The organism is Spirochaetota bacterium, assembly GCA_004297825.1.
Lineage (GTDB): Bacteria > Spirochaetota > UBA4802 > UBA4802 > UBA5368 > FW300-bin19.
Genome location: SCSX01000062.1, coordinates 1 through 17820, shown reverse-complemented (window position 1 = coordinate 17820; position 17820 = coordinate 1). Strand labels below are relative to the sequence as shown.

The 17820-nt window shown below is 55.1% G+C and carries 14 protein-coding genes; 6 read left to right on the top strand and 8 right to left on the bottom strand.

Features of this window, described 5'->3' with window-relative positions:
- Positions 1-21: 21 nt before the first annotated feature.
- Entirely contained in the window at positions 22-834 is an 813-nt protein-coding gene (locus EPN93_12520) for a hypothetical protein (GenBank protein TAL34011.1), read from the bottom strand.
- 134 nt (positions 835-968) lie between these two features.
- Here EPN93_12520 and EPN93_12515 point away from each other — a divergent pair, with 134 nt between their 5' ends.
- Positions 969-1628, top strand: a complete 660-nt coding sequence (locus EPN93_12515) for a TetR/AcrR family transcriptional regulator (GenBank protein TAL34010.1) — start codon at positions 969-971, stop codon at positions 1626-1628.
- Between the two features lie 22 nt (positions 1629-1650).
- Here EPN93_12515 and EPN93_12510 read toward each other — a convergent pair whose 3' ends face one another.
- Positions 1651-3633, bottom strand: coding sequence for an APC family permease (locus EPN93_12510; GenBank protein TAL34009.1), 1983 nt, complete (start codon positions 3631-3633; stop codon positions 1651-1653).
- Positions 3634-3874: 241 nt separating this feature from the next.
- Positions 3875-4357: a DinB family protein gene (locus EPN93_12505; GenBank protein TAL34008.1), complete on the bottom strand. Its 483-nt coding sequence runs from the start codon at positions 4355-4357 to the stop codon at positions 3875-3877.
- Positions 4358-4646: 289 nt separating this feature from the next.
- Here EPN93_12505 and EPN93_12500 point away from each other — a divergent pair, with 289 nt between their 5' ends.
- Together EPN93_12500 and EPN93_12495 are read left to right on the top strand one after the other, a co-directional pair.
- A complete protein-coding gene (locus EPN93_12500; protein ID TAL34007.1) occupies positions 4647-6971 on the top strand; it encodes a PAS domain S-box protein in 2325 nt (774 codons plus the stop codon).
- A gap of 10 nt (positions 6972-6981) precedes the next feature.
- Entirely contained in the window at positions 6982-7248 is a 267-nt protein-coding gene (locus EPN93_12495) for a hypothetical protein (GenBank protein TAL34006.1), read from the top strand.
- A gap of 31 nt (positions 7249-7279) precedes the next feature.
- Here EPN93_12495 and EPN93_12490 read toward each other — a convergent pair whose 3' ends face one another.
- A complete protein-coding gene (locus tag EPN93_12490) occupies positions 7280-9688 on the bottom strand; it encodes a penicillin acylase family protein (protein TAL34005.1) in 2409 nt (802 codons plus the stop codon).
- A 177-nt stretch (positions 9689-9865) separates the two neighbouring features.
- Positions 9866-10348: a hypothetical protein gene (locus EPN93_12485; protein TAL34004.1), complete on the bottom strand. Its 483-nt coding sequence runs from the start codon at positions 10346-10348 to the stop codon at positions 9866-9868.
- A gap of 286 nt (positions 10349-10634) precedes the next feature.
- On the opposite strand from EPN93_12485, the gene EPN93_12480 reads away from it, so the two are divergent.
- Positions 10635-12329: a glutamine--tRNA ligase/YqeY domain fusion protein gene (locus EPN93_12480; protein ID TAL34003.1), complete on the top strand. Its 1695-nt coding sequence runs from the start codon at positions 10635-10637 to the stop codon at positions 12327-12329.
- 231 nt (positions 12330-12560) lie between these two features.
- Here the strand turns inward: EPN93_12480 and EPN93_12475 are convergent, their stop codons facing one another.
- The 3 genes from EPN93_12475 to EPN93_12465 all read right to left on the bottom strand — a co-directional run bounded on the left by EPN93_12475 (position 12561) and on the right by EPN93_12465 (position 15067).
- The gene (locus tag EPN93_12475; protein TAL34002.1) at positions 12561-13655 is read right to left on the bottom strand and encodes a radical SAM/SPASM domain-containing protein; all 1095 of its coding nucleotides are present in this window, start codon (positions 13653-13655) and stop codon (positions 12561-12563) included.
- Positions 13656-13741: 86 nt separating this feature from the next.
- The gene (locus tag EPN93_12470) at positions 13742-14608 is read right to left on the bottom strand and encodes a hypothetical protein (protein ID TAL34001.1); all 867 of its coding nucleotides are present in this window, start codon (positions 14606-14608) and stop codon (positions 13742-13744) included.
- Between the two features lie 114 nt (positions 14609-14722).
- A complete protein-coding gene (locus EPN93_12465) occupies positions 14723-15067 on the bottom strand; it encodes a nucleotidyltransferase domain-containing protein (GenBank protein ID TAL34000.1) in 345 nt (114 codons plus the stop codon).
- A 760-nt stretch (positions 15068-15827) separates the two neighbouring features.
- Between EPN93_12465 and EPN93_12460 the strand changes: the two genes are divergently transcribed.
- Complete coding sequence (locus EPN93_12460) at positions 15828-17183, top strand: cobalamin-binding domain-containing protein (GenBank protein ID TAL33999.1); 1356 nt, start codon at positions 15828-15830, stop codon at positions 17181-17183.
- A 9-nt stretch (positions 17184-17192) separates the two neighbouring features.
- On the top strand, positions 17193-17816 hold the full coding sequence (locus EPN93_12455) for a hypothetical protein (protein TAL33998.1): 624 nt from the start codon (positions 17193-17195) through the stop codon (positions 17814-17816).
- The last annotated feature ends 4 nt before the right edge of the window (positions 17817-17820 follow it).

Genomic DNA, 17820 nt, shown 5'->3' with positions numbered 1-17820 from the left:
GGGAAATTTTCATGGACACGCTCAGTCGTCGATCAGGTTGTGCGGGCCGAAGAGGATGCTCTCGTTCAGCGGGCTGTACTGGTACATGAGCGCCTTCTCCGAAAGGCCGACCGACCGGAGCTGGCGGCATATCTCGTGGTCGGTTCCCAGGGTAAGGCTCACGCCCTTTGTGCTTCGGGTTTCTGCGAACTGGTGGTGAAGGGAGTAAACGTTCCCGCAGAGGGTGACCCCCTCGCGCACCGGGTAGGTCCGGTAGCGAATGATGCCGCCCGGCTTTGTGTGGAGGACGGGTCCGCGCAGGGTGAGGATGTGCGTCTTTTTCTCGGACAGGACGCACTCGGCGGCGTCGCGGCCGCGGGTAATGTCGATCTTCGCGAGTATCTTCGGGTAGCCGTAGAGCTCCACCCCGCCGTAACGCGCGATCTCCGTGGTGACCGGCAGGTGCCATACGTACGCGTCATAGCATTTGCGCCGCATCTGCGAGAGAACCGTGAGGCCCGGAATGGGTCTCTTTCCATAGGACACGATGACCGCGATGCTGAACTCGTTGTAGGGATCGATGTCGGTTTTGCGGTATTCAAAGGCGGTGAATGCGACCAGGCAGCGGCCGGGCATTACCTCCGCCGGGTGCATACGCGGGTCGGGAAGGAAGGGCAGTACCTTCTTCGTGGACGCCGTGAAGATCGCGGTGAGCGAGCTGTTGTCGTAGTAGAATACGGGGAGCCTGAACTCCTTTTTTTTCAGCTTCGACTTCGGCATGCCGAATTCCCACTGCATGATGCCCTTGAAAAGATCCCCCTTCATGACCGCCTCCCGGGCCGCCGCGCGACCCATATTTTTACGACCGTGAAAATAATCCGCGCCCGGGCCTTCGCTGTCAAATAATTTTTATACGATCGTAAAAAAAGTATTGATCTCCGGCGGCGGGGCCTGCTAGAAGTATAGCGGGTGAGGAGGCCGGCCCGGGTATGAAGGGGACATCGATTCGCACGGGAAAGGGGACCCGTCCCAAGCGGGAGCTCACCAGGGAGCGCATCATGGCGGCGGCGCGCGCGGTCTTCGCGCACCATCCCTATCACTCCGCGAGCATGCGGATGATCGGGCGCGCGGGAAAATTCGACCATGCCCTCATCCGCTACCATTTCCCGACCAAGGCCGGGCTTTTCGGGACGCTTCTCGGGGAGGTGTGCGAAGAGCTCGTCGCCGTCAACCGGTCGTGCCTGGAGGGACTTACCGGCATTCCACTGGACAAGGCGCTCGCGCGGTACCTCGACCGGTTCCTGGATTTTCACTTCAAGGATCCCGCCGCGCTCAGGATCATCATGCTGAACATCGCGCTGGCCGACCGCCCCGACGCGATCCCCGGCTATCGGCGCATCCCCGAGGTCCTCACGCGCACGCGCGCGACCTTCGAGGAGGCCCTCCCCGTCCCCGCGCCGCCGGGCGAGACCGCGCGCTACCACTACGCCTTCAATAACCTCCTCATTAACTTCCTGGGGGCCGGGTCGTGCCAGATGATCATCCTGGGGATGAAGGGAAGGGACGAAGAGTACCGCGCATGGGTGAAGGAAACGATGACCTACCTGTTCCTGCCGCCGCTAAAGAGGCTTGCCGGGGAGAACGGCTGAGAGTTCCAGGCGGCTCCTTCCTTCACGTGTCCATGCGTATCGGCATGATGACGTTGGTCGCGCCGCTCCACTGGAGCCTTCGCTGGATGGCAAACGCGGTTTCATTATGCAGCAGGCGGTGATAAAATTTCTCCAGCTGGAACGCGAGCTGTCCGCTGAACACGGTCGAATGCGGAAATTCCTTTCTCACGTCAAGGCAAAGGCCGGTGGCGGCGTCCACGACGTCGGTACCCACGCCCATGCGGTATTCCGCCGGGAAGCCGAGTCGCCGCGCGAGGCCGACATATTTATTGAGCGAGTCCTCCACCGATCTTTTCAGGTCATCCAGCTTGTCCTCGCCCTTGAAAAGCCCCTGGTCGATCACCGCCACGGAAATGAAGATGAAATTTTTATAGAGTCCGGGGAACGAGCTGTTGATATTGAGGAACGTGTGGACGCCAAACCCGCTGTAGCCCCCCACGAGCTGGATTGCGGTCATGTGCTTATTATCTACGGGATCGGTATTCATTTTCCTGATCGTGGGCACGTCTTTCAGGAGCTCGTCGAGCTTGCGCATGTCGGACTGGATGCGGCCGTAGTGCCGGCGTATCCAGTAGCAGAGCAGGATCAGGACCGAGGTGATGACCAGCGTCATCCACCCGCCCTCGGTGAATTTTTCGAACACGGTGATGAGAAGGATGGTGCAGCAGAGGGTGAGTCCCGTGAGGTGTACGGCCAGGTGCCGCTTCCATTTGGCTTCTTTACCCCTATGCATTATGAAAAAGCGCGCCATGCCGAATTCGGAGATCGAGAACGTCAGGAACACGTTTATCGAGTACATAACGACCAATGCCGATATGGACCCGTTGGTATAGAGAAGGAGGCAGAGCGCGGCGATGCCGATCATCACGACGCCGTTGCGCATGGTGAGCCGCTCGGAGAAGGCGGCGAACCGGTGCGGGAACCATGAATCGACCGCCATGTTCGCCATGACCCGGGGGGCGTCGATAAAACCGGCCTGCGCGCCCACGAAGAGCAGGGCGCCCTCCGAAAAAATCGTGACGACCGCCAGCGTGTAGCCGAGTCCCGAGCCGCCGAACATCGCATCGGCCAGGACGGAGTTCAGCGTTTTGCCCTCCATCGGTTTTACATTCCAAAGCAGGTAGCACAGAAGCAGTCCCGCTGCGGTGACCGCAAGCGATGTGGCCATGTAGAGCATGGTACGCTTGCCCGTCTGCACCTTCGGGTCGCGCATGATCTGCAGTCCGTTCGAGACTGCCTCTATCCCGGTGTAGGTGCCGCCTCCCAGCGAATATGCGCGCAGCAATAACATCAAAACCCCGATGCCGCCTATGGCCGACATGTCATGGTGCAATCCCTCGCGTACGGTGCTTACCACCGGGGCGATTTCGCCGACATGACTGAAAATGCCGTATCCGAGCATGACCATATGCGTGCCGATGAACACGAGGAAGATCGGGGCGAGGATGCTGACCGATTCCTTGACGCCGCGGATATTCAGGATTATCAGCACTATGATCAGGACCGATGCGGTCAGTATCTTGAACCGCTGGAATTCAAGGGGCATGTAGCTGAAGAGCGCATCGACGCAGGATGCGATCGAAACCGTGATGGTCAGGATGTAGTCGACGATGAGGGCGCACCCCGAAACGACGCCGGCGCGTTTCCCCAGCATATGGGTCGCGACGATATACCCGCCCCCGCCGTGGGGAAAATGCTCGATGATCCGCGAGTATGCATAGGATATGATAAATACGGTCAGGGACGTGGCGACTACGAGGAACATCGCCAGGTAGGCATGCTCCCCAAGCGACCTGAACGCCTCCTCGGGGCCGTATGCCGACGAGGAAAGGCCGTCCGCGCCCAGCCCTATCCATGCGAAGAAGGGTATGAGCGCAAGCTTGTGGAAAATACCGGGATCGTTGAAATCGCGCGGCTTGCCGAATACCGCGAGGGAAAGCTTTTTTAAAAATGGCTGGTTATTGTCGGGACTGTTGTTGCTCAAAACTCTATCCTCCCGAAGGGACTGCGGGCGCAAAAAAAACCGCCGGCGTGGCAGTTTAATCACTGTCGAATGCCCTTCCAAAAGCCTGCGAAGTTAGCTGACGGGCTCGGGCATGGAAGTACCCTATCCAAATGAATTCGCCCCGAAAAGGTGGGTCCTCCGCATCCATGCTTTGCATGGATTTAGGCTGTGAGAAAGTTCATTAAACTATCCGCGTCGAAAAGTCAAGTCAAATGGGAATTTACGGGCCGAGGTATTCCTCCTGCGTGAGCCACAGCTCCTCGATCCGGTACATGTGCCAGTGGTCGTGCATGAGGATGTGGCGGATGAGAATGGGAAGGGTGTACTGGCGGTACTCCGGGTGGCTCCCCTCCTTGGCGAAATCGGCGGGGTGAAGGGTGCGGATGGCGTCGAGCTGGCGCTTCCGCCATTCGTCGAATTTGGCGAGGGAGTCCGATAGTACGATTTCCGCCTTCGCGACCGGTTTCGAATCGTCGGGAATGAAGGGCACGAACGCCGGGGCCTTCTCGTCCCTGAAGCGGATGATGCGGCCATGGAGCATGGGCTGTGTCTGGGCGAGGTGCTCGACGTGCTCGCCGATGCTCCAGAAGCCCGGCCTGCGGCGCGCGGCCGCCTCCCCCGGGGCGATGGAACCCGCAAGCTCGCGCAGGATCCCGGGGGATTTTTCCAGGGAAAGTATTATGCCTTCAAGGTCCAGCTGCATGGTTTCCTCCTCTGCGCCGGCCGCAACACCGGGCGCGGCTCTTGAACGGACGGGATGCGACCTCCAATTTAACAGTAATGAAAGAATATGAAGTTTAGGTGAATAAGTCGAGCGATTTATCGGCCCCCAAAGACGTTCGGTCCAGCGCGGTGACGATAGCCCTGCTTAATTAATCCGGAATTGGGCGCTTGACAACGTCATAGATCCGTATCATGATGCAATCACCTTCATTTACAGTCTCCCGCTCATGCGCACTGGCATCGCCTGGAACTAAAAAAAGTCCGGCGACATGATATACGCTCAAGTTCCGATTCGACGGGTGACCGGCAGGAACCGCCCCTGCGGAAACCGGCCGTGGCGTGTTATTTGGAGAGGAATGCACATGGACGAGTCAGGCGCGAAACACATCCTGTTGGTGGAGGACGAGTTTCATATCGCCCTGGCCATGGCATCCACGCTCGAAAAGCTCGGCTACCGGGTGCTTACGTCCGCGAGTGGAGAGGAAGCGATCGAGACCGCACGCGAAAAGCCGGCGATAGATCTCGTCCTCATGGACGTGGACCTTGGACCGGGAATGGACGGAACGGAGGCGGCGCAGATAGTGATTGGCGTGCGCAACGTGCCCGTGGTATTCCTCTCGAGCCATACGGATCCGGAAATCGTCGGGAAAACCCGGAAAATAGCCTCGTATGGATACGTGGTGAAGAATACCGGTCCCGCCGTGCTCGACGCGTCGATCAGGATGGCCCTCAAGCTGTTCGAGGCGCACGAGAAATTAACAAAAAGCGAGCAGAAATTCCGCTCTTTCTTCGAACAGGCAGCCGTGGGTGTCGCCGAGGTCGACGCCCGTACGGGACGTTTTCTGACCGTCAACAACAGGCTTTGCGATATCATGGGACATGGCGCCGATGAGCTGCAGGGCTTCGTGTTCAACGACCTGGTGCATCCCGAGGAAAAAAAACGCGATCTCAAGAAACGCTCAAAGGTCACACACTACGAATTAGAGGAGCTCGCCAGGGAACGGCGCTACCTCCACAAGAACGGCTCGACGGTCTGGGCCAATACTGCCGTCGCCGCGCTGCCCGCGGTGGGAAAGGGGCCGGCGAGTTACCTCGTCGTATTCGAGGATGTCTCCGCGCGCGTGGGCATGGAACAATCCCTGCGCGATCACGAGGAAAGGCTCAGGGACGACCTCACCGAGCGCATGAAGGCGGAGCGGGCCCTGCACAAGGCCGAGGAGCAGTACCGCACCCTCGCCGAGGACATGCCCGCGTTCATCACTTCTTTTCTCGCGGACGGTACGATTACCTACGTCAACCGCGCCCTTGCCGACCATGCCGGCAGGTCCCAATCGGAGATGATCGGCATGAACGTCTTCGATTTCATGCCGGCAGACGTGCGCACCATGGTGAAAGAACGCCTGGGCTCGCTGACGGCTGATTCGCCCGTGGAACGGCATGAGCAATTCGAGAAATCAGGGCACGGTGGCGCGCTATACCAGCAGTGGACAAACCGCGGCTATTTCGACGAACGCGGCTCCATAACACATTTCCAGGCGATCGGGTACGATATCACCGAGCACAAGCTGGCCGCGGAAAAACTGCGCAGGAGCGAAGCCCTGCTGAACGCGACGCAGCGGCTTTCCGGCGTGGGTGGATGGGAGTGGGACACGGTATGCAAGGCGATGTACTGGACCGAGGAGACGTACCGGATACACGGATTAGATTCTGCGAGCATCGGAGAAGGGTCCACTGCGCACATAGAAAAAAGCGTTGAATGCTATGATGTGGATGACCGTCCGGTGATACTTGACGCATTTCAACGCTGTACCGGGGAGGCCGTGGCCTACGATCTGGAGTTCCCTTTCACGGCAATGGACGGCGCCCGCAAGTGGATTCGTACCTCGGGTATGCCGGTAGTAAAGGAGAACCGTGTCGTAAAGGTGGCCGGCACCATCATGGACATCACCGGGCGCAAACGTATCGAACGGGACCTGGAAGGCGCCCTCGAGGAAAAAGCGGCGCTCCTGCGCGAGCTCCAGCACCGGGTCAAGAATACCTTCGCCATGATCTCCTCGCTCATCCAGATCGAATCGGGCAGGGCGGGTTCGGGTGCGGTACGCACGGTGCTCGAGGATTTGCTGGGCAGGATCGGGTCGTTGAACGAGCTGTATGCGATGCTCCAGCCGTCGGGCGAGACCGCGCGGGTGGCCCTGGACGAATACTATCGCCGGGTGATCGCATCGCTGGGGCGGATGTACCTCTCGGGGTCGCGCGGGGTCGCGATAACGAACCGCATTTCTCCCGTCCAGGTGAACGTGAAATCGGCGACATCCGCGGGGCTCATCCTGAACGAGCTCCTGACGAATGCGCTCAAGTACGCATTTCCCGGCGGAAGGGCCGGCACGGTGGAGGTGACATTGGAAAATCGGGGGGCCGATTTCGAGCTCACCGTGAGCGACGACGGCGTCGGGATGCACGAGGGCTTCGACCCGGGGGCGCATACGGGCCTGGGCTTCACGATAATACGGATGCTCGTTAAGCAGTTGGCGGGCTCGTTCACGTTCGAGCGGGGCGCGAAGACGGAATTCCGGGTCAAGGTTCCGATAGACTAGGCCGGCAGACATGCGCCTCAACCTGAGCATCGCGCTGCTCTTGTGGCTGGTGTCCGGTTTCGCATCGGCGCAGCCGCGTATCGCGCAACAAATCTTATGGTCTGTAACGCTCTGTAGGGCGGGATTCACCGCCACGGGAATCATCTATTTCTTCATGGCGTCCGCGATCGCCGCGGTGATACTCCGAATCGCGAAGGGGCGGCAGAAGCATGCGCGGGAGAACGGCGTGACCTCCCGCACGTGCCTGAATGGGACTCCCGCCCGACTTGAGCTGTGAAAAAGACTTGAACGAAGGACGCGGTTTCCGCCTAACGCGCAGCCGCCGGCTCCAGCACCAGCAGTTCTTTCAGGTCCTTTGCGTCGCGGAAATGCGCCTTCACCTGCTTCCCGGCGGCCCAGGTATCGGCCTGGTCGGCGTACCAGCGGCTCTTGTAATGCCCCGACTGGCCGGGCGGGCTGATAACCGTGATCGAATCAAGGTCGGCCATGTCGACGACGATGCGGATGGCGGCGCCGCTGTTCATCTCGAAGGGACGCGCCCGTTCGTACCATCCCGCGTGGATCGTAAAATCGTCGCCGGGATAGGAAACGGGATCCAGATTGTAGAAGGGGAGGACCTTCCCGAGCGGGTGGCGAATGGTCATGGTATGCACCCTGCCCCAGGCCCATTTTGCGGGATTAGCGCCGCAGCGCGCAGTGAGGGAGGCGACGCCGTCTTTCATCGCCTTGAGCACCTGGTCGTCCCGGGTCTCCCTGGCCGCGGTTACGGGATCGTCCCAGATGAAATTCGCGTTGTCATCCATGTACCTGATAAGCCACTGCGCGGGTATCGTCGAGTGGAGGTCCTTGAAAAGCTCCTCCACCTGCTTTTTCCCGATCCGGTTATCGAGCGGGTTCTTCATGAGAAAGGTAAAGAATTCGTTGAAGAGCGCGGCCTGAACACTCTCGAGCTCCATCGCGCAATTCCATTTTTCCAGGAGCGCCACGTACGTGTCGAGCCCCTCCTTTCCCTTGCATATCCTTACTATATGTGGAACCCAGCGCTGCGCCACGTTCGAGACCGTATCGAGCTGCATCGCGCGGATCTCGTCCGGGCTGAACTTTTCCTTCGCGCCGGCCATCTGCTCGAAGCGGTAAGGGCGCGCGAAGAAGAAATAGGAGGTCGCGTAAAAGTCGGCGGGCTCGGGCATCTGGTTGAACGAGCCAAGGTATCCCTTGCGCGGGTTCAATGAATACGCCTGGCGCTCGAACGGGACATAGCCCGTCCAGTCATACTCTCCCTTTTCGCCCGGGCGAGGCAGGGGATTCGCTCCGGCTTTCCTAACCGGGAAGGTCGTGATGTACTGGTAGCCTATGTTCCCGTATACATCTGCGTAGCCCACGTGCACGCTCCCGCCGCGCGCGACCGCGAGCGCCGCACGGAACTCGTTGAAGTTCTTCGCCCGGTTGAGCTGGAGGAAGCACTGCATCACGCCGCAGTCGCCCTGGAGCCCCGCCCACATCATGGTGCAGTTTTCGGGCATCCCCGGCACCACCTCGGAGATGACGGGGCCGTGACGCGAAATCCGTACCACGATTTTCTCTTCCTTGAAGTCGGAGCCGTCCTTGATGCGTATGGTGTCTTCTATTATAGTGAATTCCTTCCAGCCGTTCTCGGTCAGGTACTGTTTCGGGTTGTCGGGGTTCACCTTCTCGGTAAAGTAATCGAGGTTGTCGCCGTTACCCACGGTGATGCTCCATGCGAAATGCCCGTTGAACCCGACGGCATGGACGCCGGGCAACCCGGGTATCGAACCCCCCAGTACGTCATGCGCTCCCCCCTTTAAGTGCACAAGATAGAAGAGCGAGGGGATCGCCGCCTCCAGGTCCGGGCTCCCGGTGAAGACGGGCTTGCCTGTCGTGGTGCGCGAACCCGCGAAGATCATCCAGTTGCTCGCGCGCACCTTCATGGGATAGGGCAGATATAATTCCTCGTGGGTATCGGTGACGGTCACTATGGGAGCGCCCTCCGGGACGTCGCAGCGCGCGATCGGCAGGGGTTTCGACTCGCCCGAAGAGACCATCGGCGCATCCGCGGGGACCCAGGGCAGAAGCTGCCTGAAGACCTCGCTTCCCGTGTTCTTGAAAATCTGGTAGAGGAGAGGCTTCACTTCCCTCTGCGCGTTCAGCCGGTACGACATGAGCAGGCCGCAGACGATGCTGTCCGCGGGGAGCCAGGGCTGCGGTTTCGCGCGGAGTATCACGTACTCGCTGGGGAGATTTTTCCCCGACGCGATGCAGGCGTTCACCCCGCGGGTGTAGGCGTCCACGATCGATTTCGAGGCGGGGTCCAGGCGCGTGTACTCTCCCTGGGCGGCGCGGTAGAAGCCCATGGTCTTGAAGTATTTATCGGTTTTCACGGTGGCATTCCCCAGGAGCGTGGAGAGCTCGCCCCGGCCCGCGAGGCGCGTGAGGTCCATCTGGAAAAGCCGTTCCCGCGCGATGATGTACCCCTGCGCGAAGAAAAGGTCTTCATCGGATTGGGCAAAGATGTGGGGGATGCCATGTTCATCGGTCCTGACCTCCGCCTTCGCCTTGAGTCCCTCCAGCGTTTCGGTTCCCGAGTAGGAGGGGATGCGTATCCTGAAAAATATCTGTATTGAAATTATTAGTGCGACGACGAGAACGGCGACGATGCCTGAAACGATGACGAGTATCTTTTTTATTTTCGGCTTCATGGATTCCTCCCTTGCGAGTGAAAAAGGCGCGAATGTCGGATTCTAAACTGAATGCGGCTGAATGTCAACATACATAAACCGGCAGGGGCGGCGAAGGCGATGGGGGCTGATGCGCGTAGCGGCGGGCGGGGAAATGCCCTGGGGAAGTAATGCCATACCGCGTACAGAAGCATGGGGTCAGTACATGCCGATACTTCGAAGAATTGTTCCCTGTTTATGAAGGTTCCGGTCTTGTTTTTTATTTTTCCAGCAAATCTCCCAGCAGATCGACCCGCTCACGAGCTTTTGCCCGAGCGACCAGCCAGAGGGCCGAACATAGTTATACCTGCCCACTTCTATTTCCTGTACGATTTCGTCCAAGTACCGATACACTGCAATCGCCACGAATTTCGAGACAGTGAATTTACCAAACTTACGCAAATCCGTAACCAGCTCATTCTCCGCTTTCGAGTAATACATCGGAAAACAGTGCCACCGCTTCTCCGGGTCGTGCCCCTGGTACTTCACGAGCGAAAACCCTCCAGGGTATCGGTGGTGATCGCGGACGACCCGCATGAGCAGGCGAATGATCACCTCCCGGCGAGGAATGTCCAGGCGCACGGCCGCTGCGCTGATTCTGTCAAGCACGTCGAAATGGATATTAAGCGATGTCCTCAGCATGGCGTCCTTCTCCGGGACTGATTTCCAACCGCATATCCTTCATCCGATCGGGGAGTGAAAAATGATGAAGAAAAGCATATCCGGATACAAAAACCGGAATAGCTTTTAATCGTACCCCTGTATGCTCGATTAGCCCCGCTTATCCCGGGCGCACGATCACGGCGAGGGGTTGGGGTCCGATTAAATCGAAAAATTTCAGCTGAATTTCTTGACAATCGGGCGCGAAAGGTAAATCGATTGCTCGATAGGCAGACGGCTCAAATACAGCCTTGGAACGGTGCCCGCAATGGAAATGGAAAGCTCTCCCAGATCGCTCAATTTCATCGAGGAGATCATCGAGGAGGACCTGCGTACCGGCAAGAACGGGGACACGGTGCTTACCCGCTTCCCGCCCGAGCCCAACGGTTACCTTCATATCGGACACGCCAAATCAATATGCCTGAATTTCGGCCTTGCGAAGAGATACACGGGAAAGTGCAACCTACGGTTCGACGACACCAACCCCGATAAAGAAGACGTCGAATACGTCGACTCCATCAAGGAGGACGTCGAGTGGCTGGGATTCAAATGGAACGCGGAGCCGTTCTACGCATCCGATTATTTCGGACAGCTCTACGAGTGGGCGGTGATGCTTATAAAGAAAGGCAAGGCCTTCGTCTGCGACATGAGCGCCGAGGAAATCGCCGCGACGCGCGGAACGCCCACCCAGCCGGGCGCGGAAAGCCCGGGAAGGAAACGCAGCGTCGAGGAAAACCTCGAACTCTTCGAGAGGATGAAGCGCGGCGAATTTCCCGACGGCGCAAAGGTCCTGCGCGCGCGCATCGACATGGCATCTCCCAACATGCATATGCGCGACCCGGTCATGTACCGCCTCAAGCGCGCGGAACACCACCGCACCGGCAGCGAGTGGTGCATCTACCCGATGTACGACTACGCCCACGGCCAATCTGACTATATTGAAGGAATCACGCATTCCATCTGCACCCTCGAGTTCGAGGTGCATCGGCCTCTCTACGACTGGTTCCTCGATCAGATCGCGGAGCCGGGGAAGATTCGCCCGCGGCAGATCGAGTTCGCGCGCCTTAACCTCACCTATACCGTGATGAGCAAGCGCATGCTGCTCCGGCTCGTGAAGGAGGGCTTCGTCAAGGGCTGGGACGATCCGCGCATGCCCACAATTGCCGGGATGCGGCGGCGCGGCTACACGCCCGAGTCGTTGCGCGCGTTCGCCGCGACGATAGGCGTCGCCAAGCGCGATACGGTCGTCGATATGGCGCTCCTTGAGCACTGCGTGCGCGACGACCTGAATAAAAAAGCCCGCCGCGTCATGGGCGTCGTCAACCCGCTTAAAGTGATTATCGAAAATTATCCCGAAGGCAAGACCGAGGAATTCGAGGTCAAAAACAACCCTGAGGATGAATCGATGGGGACGCGCAAGGTCCCGTTCTCGCGCACCCTCTACATAGAGCGCGAGGATTTCATGGAGAATCCGGTGAAGGGCTTCTTCCGCCTCTCACCCGGCAAAGAGGTGCGCCTCAGGGCCGCTTACCTCGTCACCTGCACGGGAGTTATAAAGGATGAAAAAGGGGGGGTCGCCGAAATACGATGCACCTGCGATCCCGCCTCGCGGGGAGGGGATGCGCCCGACGGCAGGAAGGTCAAGGGAACCCTTCATTGGGTATCGGCCCCCACCGCCGTGGAGTCCGAGATACGCCTCTATGACAGGCTGTTCACCAAGGAGGACCCCGCCACGACCCAGGAGGGCGTCGACTTCACGACAAACCTCAATCCGGATTCGATGAAGACCGTCACCGGTCTCGTCGAGCCTTCCGTGAAAGAATACGGTCCCGGGGCGATCTTCCAGTTCGAACGCCTGGGCTATTTCAGCATGGATCCAGATTCCACGAAGGAGCGCCCGGTATTCAACAGGACCGTAAGCCTTAAGGATTCGTGGACGAAATCGGCACAGGGTGCGAAGTAGGGGCGCATCGGCCCCCCCTCGACTCGACAGCCGCAAAAATATTTGCCGCCCACACCGCCTATATTCAGCATCCACTTTCCTTGCCTTTCCGGGTTTTGCCGCTATGGGTGTGAATATCCTCCGCGACGGGAAGCGCCGCCGGGGAGGTCGCCATGCGCATGAATAGAACAATGGAGAATATTTCGGGATTGAAATGGTAAGGCTCCGCCCGTGTCTCCATTCCCTCACGCGTCACCACAATCTCACGTCCGCGGCGTCCAGGGGGTGCGCGCGCAGCTTGAAGAGGTAGATGCTGAGCAGCCCCTTTATCGCGGCCTTTACGCGGCTGGGATCGCCCATGCACACGCGGCAGTGCGGATGGACCACCCTGTTCCTTTTGTATCCTTCCCTGATCTCGTGCGCAAGATTCGATCGCAGTATTTCGTTCAGGGGGGAATCGTTGACGTTCCCGATTGAAGTCTTTCCGTCATAGTCGACACAGCACAGCGTCACCCTGCCGTCCTGCAAAACCCCGATCCGGTTCAACGTGTACCCGCAACAACCGATCCTGACGGGATGGATCTTTTTCGCGGTAAACGCGTTTCCCCAGTCGGCGATGAGCTGGATGTAAATCTTAATCCTGTCGTTGATCCAGAGGTTCCTGGACCTGTTCAAATATAATTTCCGCAGAAGCCGGTCGACGCGGCCCGCATCGTGTTCTTCGTGCAGGGTCCGTCTCACGTCGCCCGCCAGTGAGACCAGCTTCTCCCTGAACCTCGTTTCCCGCACGTTCACCCCTATGGTTCCGTCCAGGTCGAAGAACTTCCTGGAGGAGGTGTTCATGAGGGTGAGGGTGACCGGAAAGCGGGCGTTCCCGTGCATAAGGGCCAGCGCGTCCAGGATTGCCGCGTAATAGTCTTCAAACTTCACAACCGATCCCCGCGAGGAGTGCTCCCCGGCGTCCGTCGTTTCAAGGGAGATGCTCAGGGTATCGGGATGGGCATTTATTATCTGCCGGGTAACGTCCGGGGTAAGCAGCGATCCGTTCGTGCACAGCGCGGCCTCCAGGCCCCTCGATTTCACGTACTCGATGGCCCGGTATATGTTTTCCGCCATGAGCGGTTCGCCCAGCAGGTGAAAGGCGATCCTCCCGGAAATTCGTGTATCGGCGATCTCGTCTATGACCCTTTTAAAAAGAGTAAAATCCATCTCACCCGGGGCGCGGTTGGTCCGGTCGATGGGGCAGAAGTTGCACCGGAAGTTGCACTTGTTCGTCAACTCGATGAAGATAGTGTGGATGTCGAGGGGGTGGGTCAAATTGGGTTCTCCATTCAAATATCCGAACATCACATGGTACGGAATAAGGTGCGACCGGCAAGCATTTTAAGGAAAGCGTATCGGACCATGCGGATACGACGGGCCTTTATAGACGGTTATTTTTCCACGTAGATATATTTCAGCACCCACCCTTCGTAGCCGTCGACGAAGAAGAGCTCGTATCTGCGCCCGTTCTTCGTGACTTTGTACACGTACCCCGTGTTGCCGGGATTCATCTGGATCCGCAGGGCCGAGGAGACGACGTCGCCGTCCCGGAGCGACGCCACGCCGTGGTCCGGGTCGAAGAAGATTTCGCGGATCGCGGGATCGTTCGCAAGCGCGTGGATGATCGACGTGCGTATCCGGTGGGATTCGGTCGGGGTGTTCAGGGCGAAATCCGCATAGATGTAGCGGCCTATCGCGTTCAGGTCCTTCGCGCGCACGGTTTCCAGAAATTTCCTGAAATCGATTTTATCGGTCCTCTTCGCGTCGGGGCCGTTGTACGCGATCTTGATGCTCGTGACCCTGTCGTCCCTGGCTTCCAGGCTGAAGTTGCCGTTCCGGTGGTACGCATAGTAGACGACGTTCTCCACGGGCTTCCCGGTGGCCTCGTCCACCGCCGGGGTTTTTTTATCGGGCTGTCCGTATCTTTCGATCACCGTGCGCACGGGATCGCCCAGGTCGATCCCGCCCAGCCCCAGCCCCCGGGGATTGCTCTTCCCCTCGAGCTGGATCGCCCATATGAGCTCGGGCCTGGTGTTATCGGCGGTGACTATCAGGACGTGGTCGCTCATTTTATACACGTGGGACACGTACCCGTCGTCGAACTTATGCGTTTTTATCGGCGCGCCAAGCTGGTTCGTGGGATTGGAAATGTTCTGCCCGATCTTGAAGCCGTAGAGCATGAAGACCATGTCGGCGTGGAGGGGGAGGGTGAGGAGAATTGTGATTGTAGCTACGGTAATGATTTTGAGTAGTTTCATGGTGGGTGATCCGTGGTTACGCACCCGCGTCCAGTTCGCGACGGGCGGATTCCATGCACAGGACAGCTTCATTACGCCAATATGCAATGGTCTTTTCGCGAAGGGAGTCAAGGGTCATATGAGGATGCCGTCTCTGCGGATTTCACTGCGCAGGGGAAGCACCGAATACATGCCATGTTCCCATGATTCGCTGTCCACTACCACGGTCGAGAGGTTCGTACCCATTTCCAGGTTGATTTCGAACACGATGTCGGTAATTCCATGACGCTCTTCCCGGGTAAGAAGTCGCCTGGTGAGGACGAGAATATCCGCGTCCGATTCTTCGTCGCCATCACCCCGGGCGACCGAGCCGAAGAGAATCATGGTCTCGACGTCGAAGTGCGCGGTGATCTTCGCCTTGGCGGCTTTCAGGGCCGCCTTGATTTTCGGATCGATCGATGTTTCCGTAAGGGTGGTCATGGGGTATTTCTTCCCGCTGCGATTCGAATTGTATCGGTTGATGAGGGGATGTCAACAGGAAAACCCTTTGTAGATTGCTTGCGCAGGGGCATGCGATTCCTGTTTATACCGCCTTCTTGAATTGCACATAGCGCCTCTCAAGAAATCCCTGGTCCGGGCGTTCGCTCTCGTGGTAGGGAAGGATGATCTTTGTTTCATGCAAGCCCTGCAAGCCGTGTTTCAGCATAGGGCCGTCTTGCTCCTTGAGTATGTCGGCGCGGATTTCTATCCGGTAGTCCGGGTTGATGCCCAGGAAATTCCCGTCATACGCTGTATGGTGGAGCTTGCTTAGGGAAAGATTTATTATGTTTATTGATTTATAACTATTTTCTAAGGTCGATTTTATTAGTGATACAATAAAGCGCAGCCCTTCTTAAGAATTCTCCCTTATTAATATCAAAATCTATACAATAATAATCTATCAGCTTATTTTCTTCTGCGGAGAAAGCGACTGTTGGTCTTATCAGCTTTTCTTCTTTAGGATTCTTCTCTTTCATAAATGCGAAAATACCTGCCAATTAAATCAATGTCAATCATGAATATTTTCGAATTTTGCTTGACGTATTTACGTAAATACGTATTATTCGATTTGATTTAATTTATATCACTTTAAAATACTTGATTATAAAATGATATTGAATGATGGTGTCTTTCAAATATGAATAGAAATATCCTGCTCGTCGAGCCCGATTATAAGACAAAGTATCCTCCCGTCGGGCTCATGAAAATTTCTTCTTATCATAAACAACTAGGCGATAATGTTTTTTTCCATAAGGGAATTAATGCTTCTTATCCCTTTTTGCAACAGTGGGATAGAGTTTACATCTCAACACTTTTCACCTATAATTGGAAAATTACTGTCGATACGATTAATTTTTACAAAGCTATCATTGATGACATTGATAGGATTAAAGTTGGGGGGATATTAGCTACTTTAAAATATGATGATTTATGGGAAGCTACTGGCGTTGTACCAATTAAGGGGCTTCTTAATAGGCCGGGCATGCTGGGAGATGATAATGAAATTATAGTTGATGAACTAATCCCAGACTATTCGCTATTCAATGACACGCCATTTAAATATTCACTAGTAGGCGATAGTTACCTGGGTTATAGCACGCGCGGCTGTAAAAATAAGTGCAAATTTTGTGGAGTACCTGAAATCGAGCCACAATTTCAAGACTATATAAACATAAAAGAATACGTGAATGGCATAAAAAACAAGTATGGTGAAAAAACGCATCTTGTATTGATGGATAACAATATCCTTGCATCAAAGTCATTTAATAAAATAATTAGAGATATTATGGAACTTGGATTTGAGAAAAATTCTAAGCTCAATAATAAACAGAGGCATGTCGATTTTAACCAAGGTGTAGATGCCAGAAGAATTGATGAAAAAAACATACATACGTTAGCAAAGATAGCTATAAATCCCCTTAGAATTGCATTTGATTCGATAAAGCTTGAAAGTGTTTATCGGAGAGGTGTAGAACTTGCTGCACAAAACGGAATTCAGAACCTTTCTAATTATATTCTATATAATTATAACGATAGTCCAGAGGAATTGTGGAAACGTCTTGAGATAAATATACAGCTTAATCGTAAATACGGTTTAAATATTTATTCATTTCCTATGAAATATATTCCGCTGTTGGATACTAATAGAAAATATATTAGCAGCCCAAATTGGAATTGGCAGTTCATTAGAGGAGTTCAAAGAATTCTTAATGTATTAAAAGGTGCAGTGATGCCTAGAGAAGATTTCTTTTATCGTGCATTTGGTGAAAGCGAAAAAGAATTTCGAGAAATACTTTACATGCCTGAATCAATATTAATGAATCGCGGTAGGGAACTACAAACGGCAGAGATCGATTGGAAGAATAAGTTTAGAAAACTAACACAGAACGAAAGGGATGAATTGCTTTCCATCTTATGTGGCAACCCATCGAGAAAAGGTTTGATGAATTCAATTGCGTCTATAAAAAATAAAAAATTACATTCGATCCTTACATATTATATCCCCAAAAGACCTGAAAAGAACGATTACAGTGCATTATTAGATTTAGAGGCTTAGGAATTCTATATGAAATCACAATCATCGTTTAAAGCTGGTATGTACCTTCTTGAGACATTAACTTCTGGAATGTATAATGATCCATTGTCGATTTATCGCGAGTATATTCAGAATGCAGTAGATTCTATTGATGCGAGTCTAGATAAAAGGGGCAAGCAAGTTAATGTCACTCTTTTCCCAGAAGATAAACGAATAGTAATTTATGATAATGGTCCGGGCATTAAGGCTCGCAAGGCAGAAGAAGTATTGAGCGGAATAGGAAGTAGCAATAAAGCTGGAAGAGGCTATCGTGGTTTTAGGGGTATCGGACGTCTCGGTGGTATTGCATTTAGCAATAGAGTCATTTTTAGGACAAAGGCGAAAGGAGAAGATGTTGAATCTACTCAAATATGGGATTGTGCAAAACTTCGTGAGTTTATCTCCAATCCATCCAATTCATTATTATCGATACACGATCTCTTCGAATCATCAACAACCTTTGAAAAGTCGAAATCTCAAGATATTAATAAATCTTTTTTTGAAGTTACTCTTGACCGGGTTGCTAGTTTTAGAAATTATATATTTGACTTAAAAAAAGTACGAGAGTACATCTCACAAGTAGCCCCTGTAAACTATAATGATAATATATTTTAACATA

Bases quoted from the DNA above. Each gene is read 5' to 3' on its own strand.
- EPN93_12520 (TAL34011.1), bottom strand. From the start codon at position 834: ATGGGTCGCGCGGCGGCCCGGGAGGCGGTCATGAAGGGGGATCTTTTC.
- EPN93_12515 (TAL34010.1), top strand. From the start codon at position 969: ATGAAGGGGACATCGATTCGCACGGGAAAGGGGACCCGTCCCAAGCGG.
- EPN93_12505 (TAL34008.1), bottom strand. From the start codon at position 4,357: ATGCAGCTGGACCTTGAAGGCATAATACTTTCCCTGGAAAAATCCCCC.
- EPN93_12500 (TAL34007.1), top strand. From the start codon at position 4,647: ATGATATACGCTCAAGTTCCGATTCGACGGGTGACCGGCAGGAACCGC.
- EPN93_12495 (TAL34006.1), top strand. From the start codon at position 6,982: ATGCGCCTCAACCTGAGCATCGCGCTGCTCTTGTGGCTGGTGTCCGGT.
- EPN93_12490 (TAL34005.1), bottom strand. From the start codon at position 9,688: ATGAAGCCGAAAATAAAAAAGATACTCGTCATCGTTTCAGGCATCGTC.
- EPN93_12485 (TAL34004.1), bottom strand. From the start codon at position 10,348: ATGCTGAGGACATCGCTTAATATCCATTTCGACGTGCTTGACAGAATC.
- EPN93_12480 (TAL34003.1), top strand. From the start codon at position 10,635: ATGGAAATGGAAAGCTCTCCCAGATCGCTCAATTTCATCGAGGAGATC.
- EPN93_12475 (TAL34002.1), bottom strand. From the start codon at position 13,655: ATGTTCGGATATTTGAATGGAGAACCCAATTTGACCCACCCCCTCGAC.
- EPN93_12470 (TAL34001.1), bottom strand. From the start codon at position 14,608: ATGAAACTACTCAAAATCATTACCGTAGCTACAATCACAATTCTCCTC.
- EPN93_12465 (TAL34000.1), bottom strand. From the start codon at position 15,067: ATGACCACCCTTACGGAAACATCGATCGATCCGAAAATCAAGGCGGCC.
- EPN93_12460 (TAL33999.1), top strand. From the start codon at position 15,828: ATGAAAATTTCTTCTTATCATAAACAACTAGGCGATAATGTTTTTTTC.
- EPN93_12455 (TAL33998.1), top strand. From the start codon at position 17,193: ATGAAATCACAATCATCGTTTAAAGCTGGTATGTACCTTCTTGAGACA.